The organism is Thalassobacillus pellis (assembly GCF_016908295.1).
In the GTDB taxonomy this organism is placed as follows: Bacteria; Bacillota; Bacilli; order Bacillales; family Halobacillaceae; genus Thalassobacillus; species Thalassobacillus pellis.
In genome coordinates, this window is sequence record NZ_JAFBDO010000010.1 from 52,226 (window position 1) to 61,806 (window position 9,581).

General features: G+C 44.7%; 8 protein-coding genes and 1 rRNA gene. All 9 read right to left on the reverse strand.

What is annotated here, in order from left to right; all coding sequences use genetic code 11:
* Positions 1–58 precede the first annotated feature (58 nt).
* Complete coding sequence (locus JOC33_RS19880; protein WP_205094516.1) at positions 59–1,159, reverse strand: PIN domain-containing protein; 1,101 nt, start codon at positions 1,157–1,159, stop codon at positions 59–61.
* Positions 1,160–1,316: 157 nt separating this feature from the next.
* Positions 1,317–2,390, reverse strand: coding sequence for a DNA integrity scanning diadenylate cyclase DisA (disA, locus tag JOC33_RS19885; protein ID WP_205094499.1), 1,074 nt, complete (start codon positions 2,388–2,390; stop codon positions 1,317–1,319).
* Positions 2,391–3,767, reverse strand: a complete 1,377-nt coding sequence (gene radA, locus JOC33_RS19890) for a DNA repair protein RadA (protein ID WP_205094500.1) — start codon at positions 3,765–3,767, stop codon at positions 2,391–2,393.
* 148 nt (positions 3,768–3,915) lie between these two features.
* Complete coding sequence (gene clpC, locus JOC33_RS19895) at positions 3,916–6,351, reverse strand: ATP-dependent protease ATP-binding subunit ClpC (protein WP_205094502.1); 2,436 nt, start codon at positions 6,349–6,351, stop codon at positions 3,916–3,918.
* Positions 6,352–6,374: 23 nt separating this feature from the next.
* The gene (locus JOC33_RS19900) at positions 6,375–7,442 is read right to left on the reverse strand and encodes a protein-arginine kinase McsB (RefSeq protein ID WP_205094503.1); all 1,068 of its coding nucleotides are present in this window, start codon (positions 7,440–7,442) and stop codon (positions 6,375–6,377) included.
* Positions 7,442–7,984: a protein-arginine kinase activator protein McsA gene (locus tag JOC33_RS19905; protein ID WP_205094505.1), complete on the reverse strand. Its 543-nt coding sequence runs from the start codon at positions 7,982–7,984 to the stop codon at positions 7,442–7,444. Before JOC33_RS19905 ends, JOC33_RS19900 begins: the two co-directional genes overlap by 1 nt.
* A 22-nt stretch (positions 7,985–8,006) precedes the next feature.
* Positions 8,007–8,471 (reverse strand): CtsR family transcriptional regulator, encoded by a 465-nt coding sequence (locus JOC33_RS19910; RefSeq protein WP_205094507.1) that lies wholly within the window; start codon positions 8,469–8,471, stop codon positions 8,007–8,009.
* A gap of 201 nt (positions 8,472–8,672) precedes the next feature.
* Entirely contained in the window at positions 8,673–9,365 is a 693-nt protein-coding gene (locus tag JOC33_RS19915; RefSeq protein WP_205094509.1) for an MgtC/SapB family protein, read from the reverse strand.
* A gap of 123 nt (positions 9,366–9,488) precedes the next feature.
* Positions 9,489–9,581, reverse strand: a 5S ribosomal RNA gene (gene rrf, locus JOC33_RS19920); the annotation flags it as partial.

Here is a 9,581-nt window from a genome sequence, read left to right on the forward strand (position 1 = left end):
ACAAAAGCGATAACATCCATGTTATCACTTTTGTTTTCCTTATTCGTTTATACCTTTTTTATAACGCTTTTTCAAGTGGTTTTGGTTTGGCAAAAATCATTCTGCCAGCAGAAGTCTGAAGAACGCTCGTCACAATTACATCAATCGTATCGCCGATATAGTTCTTTCCTTCTTCAACCACGATCATCGTACCGTCATCAAGATAAGCAACACCCTGATTCTGCTCTTTACCGTCTTTGATCACCTGGATTTTCATTTCTTCTCCAGGAAGTACCACAGGCTTTACAGCATTCGCAAGGTCATTGATATTCAAGACTGCAACATTTTGGAATTCACAGACTTTATTCAAATTAAAGTCATTCGTCACCACAACGCCATCCATCACTTTTGCAAGCTTGACGAGTTTACTGTCGACTTCCTGAATCTCCTCGAAATCTCCTTCGTAAATTTCTACATTGACAGGCAATTCCTTCTGGAGACGATTCAGGATGTCCAGCCCTCGGCGTCCGCGATTCCGTTTCAGCCCGTCTGATGAATCGGCGATATGCTGCAATTCTTCCAGTACGAACTGTGGAATAACGATGGTCCCTTCTAAAAAGTTCGTCTGGCAGATATCAGCAATCCGGCCGTCAATAATCACGCTCGTATCAAGTATTTTCGGTTTAGGAAGCTGTTCATTGTTAGCAGCGGCAAGCTCCTCTTCGGACTTTTTCTTTTCCCTTTTGCCACCTCCATTGAACAAAGCCAGGATTTCATCTTTCCTTTTAAAGCCTACCTGGAAACCAAAGTAACCAAGGAAGAAGCTCAGGAATATCGGTACAACCTGACTGACCACCTGGATTTGGATATCCTGGATAATGATATTAATCAGAAATGCAACAACAAGACCGATAATCAATCCAAAGCTTCCCAGCAGCAAATCCGCAATAGGGGCCTTTACCAGAGTATCCTCAAACCATCTCAAAAGATCAACAATATAATCGACAAGCCAAAACGTCAGTAAAAATAAAATAAGTGCTCCTAAAATAGCGCCAATATATGGTGATTGCAGCCATTTCTGGTCGGTAATATCAAGTACCCGGATAAGATCAGGAATATATAAATACCCTACAGTACCGCCAGCAATAATAATAAATAATTGAACGATTTTTTTAAGCACCATATTCACCTCCTAGCCAACAGTATGACCAAAATCAAGTTCCTATAACCATGAATGCACCAACTAATCTATTATTGATAAAGGTAGCACAATTGACAAATATAGTCAATTTTAAAGTATAAAATTTTAACACACATTACAATATTATGTCAACCCATTAAATATTACGGTCAATAAACAGCTGCTCCTGTACCCGGTCTAATCCATCTTTGATTTTGTGTGCCCGGATTTCGCCGACCCCATCCACTTCAACCAGTTCCTTAGCAGAAGCCTTAACAATTTCATTCAATGTGCCAAATCGGACAATCAGGTGCTCGATAATCAATGGCGGAAGCCGTGGAATTTTCTTTAGGATCCGATAGCCGCGTGGAACGATTGCTTCCTGCATCTTTTGGTGGGTGGAATACCCGAGCAACTTCAGTATTTGTTCGCCGGAAAGCAATTCGGAATTGTCTGCTTCCTGCATTTTTCGCAGCAAGTAATAAGGCTCGTAATCAGGACGCTTACTATAATCTCTGATGGTTAGAGCTGCTTCCTCCTCAATATTAGACACCAGTTCTGTAAGCTGGAGCTGGACGAGTCTTCCTTCGCTCCCGAGTTCATTGGCATAATTCAATATTTCTGTTTTGATGCGCAGGACCATCTCTATTCGGTGGATGACCTGGACTACTTCTGAAAATGTCACCATTTCCTCGAACTCTAATGCCCCAAGATTGGTCATCCCCTGATCGAGAACATTTTTATATTTTTCCAGGGTCTGGATTGCCTGGTTGGCTTTTGTAAGGATGACTCCCATATCTTTCAAGGAGTAGCGAAGACTGCCTTTATACAGCGTAATGATGTTCCTCCGCTGGGAAATGGCAATCACAAGATGTCCTGTCTGTTTAGCAACACGTTCTGCTGTTCGATGGCGCATTCCTGTTTCCAGGGAAGCAATCGTCGGGTCGGGAATCAATTGGGCGTTTGCATACAAAATGTTTTCTCCGTATTCATCCAATATGATTGCTCCATCCATTTTGGCCAGTTCATAAAGGTGGGCTGGGGTAAACACAGTATTGATATGGAAGCCGCCATCCACCATATCCTGGATGGTCTCCTCCCTTCCGATGACGATCAATCCCCCCGTTTTGGCCCGCAGCACATTGTCTATGCCTTCCCGTAACGGCGTACCGGGAGCGACCAACTGTAATATATCTCCGATTACCGATTTTTTCATCTCGTGCCATTCCATCTATCTCTCTCCTAACGTGGCTTTAAGTGCATCTTGAACCGTATCGACTCCCAAAACTTCTATATTCGAAGGAGCGGTCCACCCGTCCAGATTTTTTTGTGGAATGATAACTCGTTTGAACCCAAGCTTAGCTGCCTCCTGGACTCGTTGTTCGATTCGCGCCACACGACGGATTTCCCCGGTTAACCCTACTTCGCCTACAACCACATCCTCAGGACTGGATGCCTGATTCCGGAAGCTTGATGCAATGCTGATCGCGACACCCAGATCGATTGCCGGTTCATCAAGTTTTACACCTCCGGCAACCTTTACATAGGCATCCTGGTTTTGCAAAAGAAGCCCGACACGTTTTTCGAGAACCGCCATCAACAGAGGGACACGGTTGTGGTCCAAACCAGTCGCCATACGTCTAGGGTTGCCAAAAGTAGTTGGAGATATAAGAGCCTGTATTTCTACCAACACCGGTCGGGTCCCTTCCATGGAAGCTACGATTGTGGATCCCGCAGCGCCCTGGGAGCGTTCTTCCAAAAAGATCTCGGAAGGATTATCCACCTCTTCCAGACCTTTTTCCTTCATTTCAAAAATTCCCATTTCATGCGTGCTTCCGAAGCGGTTTTTTACACTGCGGAGAATACGGAAGGTGTGATGTTGTTCCCCTTCGAAATACAGGACAGCATCCACCATATGCTCAAGGAGTCTAGGTCCTGCGATGGAGCCTTCTTTCGTAACATGACCAACGATGAAAATAGGAATTCCTTTACTTTTGGCAACCCGCATCAGTTCACTGGTGCATTCCCTGACTTGGGATACGCTTCCGGGAGCCGATGTCACTTCTTCACGGTAAATGGTCTGGATGGAATCGATGACGACAAATTGGGGATCAATCGCTTCAATCTGGTTTACAACCTCTACAAGATTAGTTTCGGGAAGGACATATAATTCTTCTGACTTGATTGAAAGACGATCAGCCCGTAGTTTTGTTTGTCTTGCTGATTCCTCCCCGGAAATATATAAGACTGGCATTCCTTTATCAGCCAGTTGAGACGATACTTGCAAAAGTAAAGTTGACTTTCCAATTCCCGGATCGCCTCCGATTAAAACCAATGAGCCAGGTACAATGCCGCCGCCAAGCACGCGGTTCAGCTCAGGCATATTAGTCGTTACGCGTGGCTCTTTTTCAGACTGGATTGCCGTAATCTTCTCCGGTTTCTTAGAAGTTGTTCCCGGTTCCGCCTGAAACACATGGCGGGAATTCGACCCAGACATCACTTCTTCTACTAATGTATTCCATTGATGACAGGCAGGACACTTGCCCATCCATTTCGCGGATTCATAACCGCATTCCTGGCAAACATATTTTGTCTTCTTTTTTGCCAAGTCAATCTCCCCTTACTCTCTATAGTATACGAACAGCCTGTCCAAAAGGTTACAGACTGCCAACAAATAAGTAAATTCATCTTAAACAAAGCATATCGAAAAAAGAAAAAAATCGGAAGGCAAACACCTTCCGATGATAAAAATTGAATTATTGGGCATGAACGACAAATTCACCGTTATCATTAACGTCAATATCGACTTTCTGCCCTTTCTCGATATTTTCTTTTAACAGCTCTTCAGACAAGAGATCCTCTACGTTTTTCTGGATAGAACGACGCAGCGGTCGAGCTCCGTACTCTGGGTCGAAACCTTCGTTTGCTATTTTTTGTATAGCTTTATCAGACAATCGGAAGTCGATTTCCTGCTCTTTCAGGCGTGTACGTAGCTGCTCTGCCATCAGCGTTACGATATCAGCCATATGCTTCCTTTCCAGGGAGTGGAAGACGATTGTTTCATCGATCCGGTTCAAGAATTCCGGACGGAACGCTTTTTTCAGTTCATTCATAACTTTGGCTTTCATGTCGGCATGATCCTGGTCATCGTCACCCATGCTGAAACCAACATATTTATTCTGTTTCAGCTCCTGAGCCCCGACGTTGGAGGTCATGATCAGGACAGTATTGCGGAAGTCGACTACACGACCTTTGGAGTCAGTCAGCCTTCCGTCCTCAAGCACTTGAAGAAGAATGTTGAATACTTCTGGATGGGCTTTTTCAATTTCATCCAAAAGCACGACTGAATATGGTTTACGGCGGACTTTTTCAGTCAGCTGGCCGCCTTCTTCATAGCCGACGTAGCCTGGAGGAGACCCTACGAGACGGGACGTGCTATGCTTTTCCATATACTCGGACATGTCAATTCGAATCATCGCATCTTCATCGCCGAACATGCTTTCTGCCAGCGCTCTTGCCAGTTCTGTCTTACCTACACCCGTAGGCCCAAGGAAGATGAATGAGCCGATTGGGCGCTTCGGATCTTTCAATCCTGCGCGTGCACGCCTGATCGCTTTTGAAATAGAACGCACCGCTTCTTCCTGACCAATAACACGGTTATGAAGGGTATCTTCCATGTTCAACAGACGCTCACTTTCTTCTTTGGCAAGCTTGGATACAGGGACTCCCGTCCACGTGGATACCACAGAAGCGATATCCTCTGTAGTCACCTCAGAGTTCTCCTGGCCCTGCTTTTCTTTCCATTCGTCTTTCGTTTTTTCCAAGTCATCACGTAAACGCTGTTCACTGTCACGCAGGGAAGCAGCTTTTTCGAACTCCTGTCCTTGGACAGCGGCATCCTTTTCTTTACGGACTTCTTCAAGTTTCTGCTCAAGCTCTTTCAAGTTTGGCGGAGCCGTGTAGGATTGAAGACGAACCTTTGAGGCCGCCTCATCAATCAAGTCAATCGCCTTATCCGGAAGGAAGCGGTCCGTAATATAACGATCAGAGAGCTTTACTGCAGACTCGATCGCTTCGTCGGTAATCGTTACCCGGTGGTGGGCTTCATAACGGTCTCGCAATCCTTTGAGAATCTGGACGGACTCATCTGCTGTCGGTTCATCTACCTGAATCGGCTGGAAACGACGTTCGAGCGCAGCGTCTTTTTCAATATATTTACGATATTCGTCCAACGTGGTCGCCCCGATACATTGCAGTTCACCACGGGCAAGAGACGGCTTCAGGATATTGGAAGCATCAATGGCACCTTCTGCTCCGCCGGCACCGATCAACGTGTGAAGCTCATCGATAAATAGAATGATATTATTTGCCTGACGGATTTCCTCCATCACTTTTTTCAAACGATCCTCAAATTCCCCGCGGTATTTCGTTCCAGCAACAACTGTCCCCATATCAAGGGTCATGACGCGTTTGTCGCGGAGAATTTCCGGTACTTCGTTATTGATGATTTGCTGGGCAAGCCCCTCAGCGATGGCCGTTTTACCTACACCAGGCTCCCCGATCAATACTGGATTATTTTTCGTCCTGCGGCTCAATACCTGGATGACACGCTGGATTTCTTCACTTCGCCCGATAACCGGGTCGATGTTTCCTTCTTTAGCAATAGCCGTCAGATCGCGTGCAAGGGAATCCAGTGTCGGTGTGTTGGCATTCGTAGCCTGGCTCGCACCGCGGCGGTTTTGCCCTCCGGAAGATTCATTATTCCCAAGCAGCTGAAGTACCTGCTGACGTGCTTTATTCAGGCTGACTCCAAGATTGTTCAGGACACGGGCTGCTACACCTTCGCCTTCACGGATCAAGCCAAGCAGGATATGTTCTGTACCTACGTAAGAATGGCCAAGCTTACGAGCTTCGTCCATGGAAAGCTCGATGACCTTTTTAGCTCGTGGTGTATAGTGAATGGTCTGAGAAACCTTTTCCCCACGGCCAATCAGCTGCTCTACTTCCTGCTGGATTTTCCCCGCTTCCAGTCCCAAAGCAATCAATGCTTTTGCTGCTATACCTTCACCTTCCCGAACAAGGCCGAGAAGGACATGTTCTGTACCTATATTATTGTGGCCAAGACGAACTGCTTCCTCTTGAGCAAGAGCCAATACTTTTTGTGCTCGTTCTGTAAATCGCCCAAACATCATGGGACATTACCTCCTTACAAAAATTATTGTTTTTCAAGCTGCAGCCGCTCACGAATCAGGGATGCCCTTCTGATATCCCGTTGATCCGGAGATAATGTTTCTTGTGCGTATTGTTGCAAAAATCCCGGCTGGGTTAAAATCATCAGCTCATTCAAAATGTTTTTGGTAACGTTCTTGATATACCCTAAATCTATTCCTAACTGGACGTCCGATAAACACTTGGCCGCTTCTTTTGATTCAATAATACGGCTGTGTTTCAGGACACCAAATGACCGGAACACTCTGTCCTCTAGCTGAATGCTGGAGCGTTCCTTTAATGCCTGGCGCGCTCTGCGCTCCTGATCGACCAGTTGTTTAACGACACTCTGTAAATCTTCCACAATATCTTCTTCAGACTTGCCGAGTGTTATTTGGTTGGATATTTGAAAAATATTCCCGAGCGACTCACTGCCTTCCCCATAGATTCCTCGAACGACAAGACCAAGCTGGTTAATAGCAGGAATCATACGATTGATCTGCTGGGTCATTGCCAAGGCTGGCAGGTGCATCATAACCGACGCCCGCATTCCTGTACCGACATTAGTCGGACAAGTCGTCAAATACCCTCGACTTTGATCGAAGGCATAATTTACTTTTTCCTCGAGCCAATCATCAAGCTCAGATGCCCGCTTTAAAGCCTGGGACAATTGAAAACCCGGATAATACAACTGAATCCGGATATGGTCTTCTTCATTGATCATGATGGAAACTTGTTCGTTCTGTGATATCAGCGCTGCGGAATAATCGGAATGCTCCGCCAAGTGTGGACTGATCAAATGCTTTTCGACCAGCACACGCTTTTCAATCGGCTTCAAGTCCGTCATTTTGACTAACTCAAGGTTTTTATAATCCTTAAAGGATTGATGCGCATATTCCTGAGTGAAAAATTCAAGAATAGGCTTCAGATCATCTTCTTTTGCTATCACAGGAAAGGTCACTTTATCAAAATTCCTTGCCAGACGAATCCTGCTGCTAAGGACGATATCACTGTCCGGTCCCTCTTGCTTCATCCAGGGACTGATAGCTTCATTCATGAACTGTTGAAGAGACATCAATCATCGCCCCCTTCTTGCTGCAGTTGTTTCTCTAATTCACGTATGTGGTCACGCACATCTGCAGCCTTCTCAAACTCTTCTTTCTCAATCAGCTGGTGTAATTCCTGCTTTTTTTCACTAATTTGTCTTTGTAAATGCAAATTGCCTCCGACACGTTTAGGAATCTTCCCATCATGGGTCGTGTTACCGCTATGGACCCTGCGGAAAATTGGATTTAGTCGTTCATCAAACGTTTGATAACATTGGGTGCAGCCGAATTTGCCAATCCTGGTGAACTCCTGATAGGTTAGACCGCATTTAGGGCATTGCAGCTGCTTTGGGGCTTCTGTAGCCGATGATTGGGCCTTTTCGCCTCCAAACGAAGATGGTTGATCAAAGTTGAAGAGACCTGATAACAAGTCATTTAAAGAAAATGTGTTTTCAGCATAACCTTTTTCTTTGGCACACTGTTCACACACGTGAACTTCCGTTTTGTCACCATTGATGACCTTTGTCAAATGGACAGTGGCCGGCCGTTGATGACATTCCTGGCATTCCATTTCTTTTCCTCTCCTTTCCTGATCAGACTTTATATCTTAATGTCGATAACATGGCAGCCAGAATTCTGGACCTTATTTCATCACGCAGCGGAAGTTGAAATGCGAGCACCTGACGACTTATTGCACTAGCCATCAGTTTCGCTTCCCGTTCGGAAATGATTTCTTCTTCTAACAGCCTTTCGACAACATTGATTGCTGCGCTCTGAGTGACCTTAGGCTGGATCATTTCCAATACCTCTTCAATAAGTTCCGCGTCATCCTGAGGCTTGACCCGCATAATACGGATATAACCTCCTCCCCCGCGTTTGCTTTCGACTATATAACCTTTTTCCACAGTGAATCTTGTTTTAATCACATAATTAATCTGAGAGGGAACACATTGAAACTGATCTGCAAGTTCACTGCGCTTAATCTCAATCACTTGCTGTTTATTAGAGTCCAGAACCTCTTTTAAATACTCTTCAATGATATCGGATATATTCCGCATCTTCCCTCCTCCTCATTTGACTTTGACTATCTTTGACTTTAATTATATTATACTTATTTTTTTGAAACACGCAACAGAAAAGTTTTACCGATTTCCTATCTTCCATGTTCCCCTAAAAGGGGAGGTTTTAAAACAAAATTACTGGATAAAAAAACCATACTGCTGTCATTAGCAGTATGGCACTTTATCTCCTCTTAGCATTTATTTTCGTTCATACACCAGCTTTACATGCTCTACCTTCGATAATTGATCAAATAAAATGGCCTGATCAAATTTTTGACCTTTTTCCAGTTCAATAAACAGAATGCGCTCGCCCGTACGTTCATTCTCAATAGAAAGTTTACGGATATTTATACCGACCTCTTCAAATGTACGCAGTAACTCACCCATATTTACATCTCTTTCAACCACAAGTCTAAGATAGTTTTTATTGCGCCCGGCCATTACTTTTTCTTCGATCTGATTAAGTAAAACCAGGCTCAACAACACTAGGATGGTTGTCAAAATGGCCGCATCATACATTCCTGCACCGATAACCAATCCAAGTCCAGCAACTGTCCAAATGGATGCAGCCGTAGTCAGACCCTTGATGGTCATCCCATTGACAATAATTGTACCTGCTCCTAAAAAACCGATGCCACTGATTACGTAGGAGGGAATACGGGCCGGGTCAAAGCGGATATTATCATACGCCTGGATGAAAGATTGAAAACCATATAAAGATAATAGCATCATTAAGCAGGAACCGACCCCCACAAGAATATGGGTACGAAAGCCTGCTGAATGGTTTTTAAGTTCACGCTCAAAACCAATCAGACCTGATAAAAGTAAAGCAATTAACAACCGGATCAGATAAACATCAAAATCTTCTCCTACAAGGGGTAAATCCTCCATAAGCTTCCTCCCAACCAAAACACTCTAATATTTAATTATATACCCGCTAAACGATGTTTATCACTGTTAAGATTTTCTTGTATTGAAAAAACCCAGAAGCTTTATGACTTCTGGGTTTACGTTGCCTAGCGGCGTCCTACTCTCACGGGGATAAACCCGACTACCATCGGCGCTGGAGAGCTTAACTGCTGTGTTCGGCATGGGAACAGGTGTGAC

What these genes read in the sequence shown, in the direction of transcription:
- clpC (WP_205094502.1), bottom strand. Translation starts at nt 6,351, where the DNA reads ATGATGTTTGGGCGATTTACAGAACGAGCACAAAAAGTATTGGCTCTT.
- JOC33_RS19900 (WP_205094503.1), bottom strand. Translation starts at nt 7,442, where the DNA reads ATGTCTCTTCAACAGTTCATGAATGAAGCTATCAGTCCCTGGATGAAG.
- disA (WP_205094499.1), bottom strand. Translation starts at nt 2,390, where the DNA reads ATGGAATGGCACGAGATGAAAAAATCGGTAATCGGAGATATATTACAG.
- JOC33_RS19905 (WP_205094505.1), bottom strand. Translation starts at nt 7,984, where the DNA reads ATGGAATGCCAGGAATGTCATCAACGGCCGGCCACTGTCCATTTGACA.
- JOC33_RS19910 (WP_205094507.1), bottom strand. Translation starts at nt 8,471, where the DNA reads ATGCGGAATATATCCGATATCATTGAAGAGTATTTAAAAGAGGTTCTG.
- JOC33_RS19915 (WP_205094509.1), bottom strand. Translation starts at nt 9,365, where the DNA reads ATGGAGGATTTACCCCTTGTAGGAGAAGATTTTGATGTTTATCTGATC.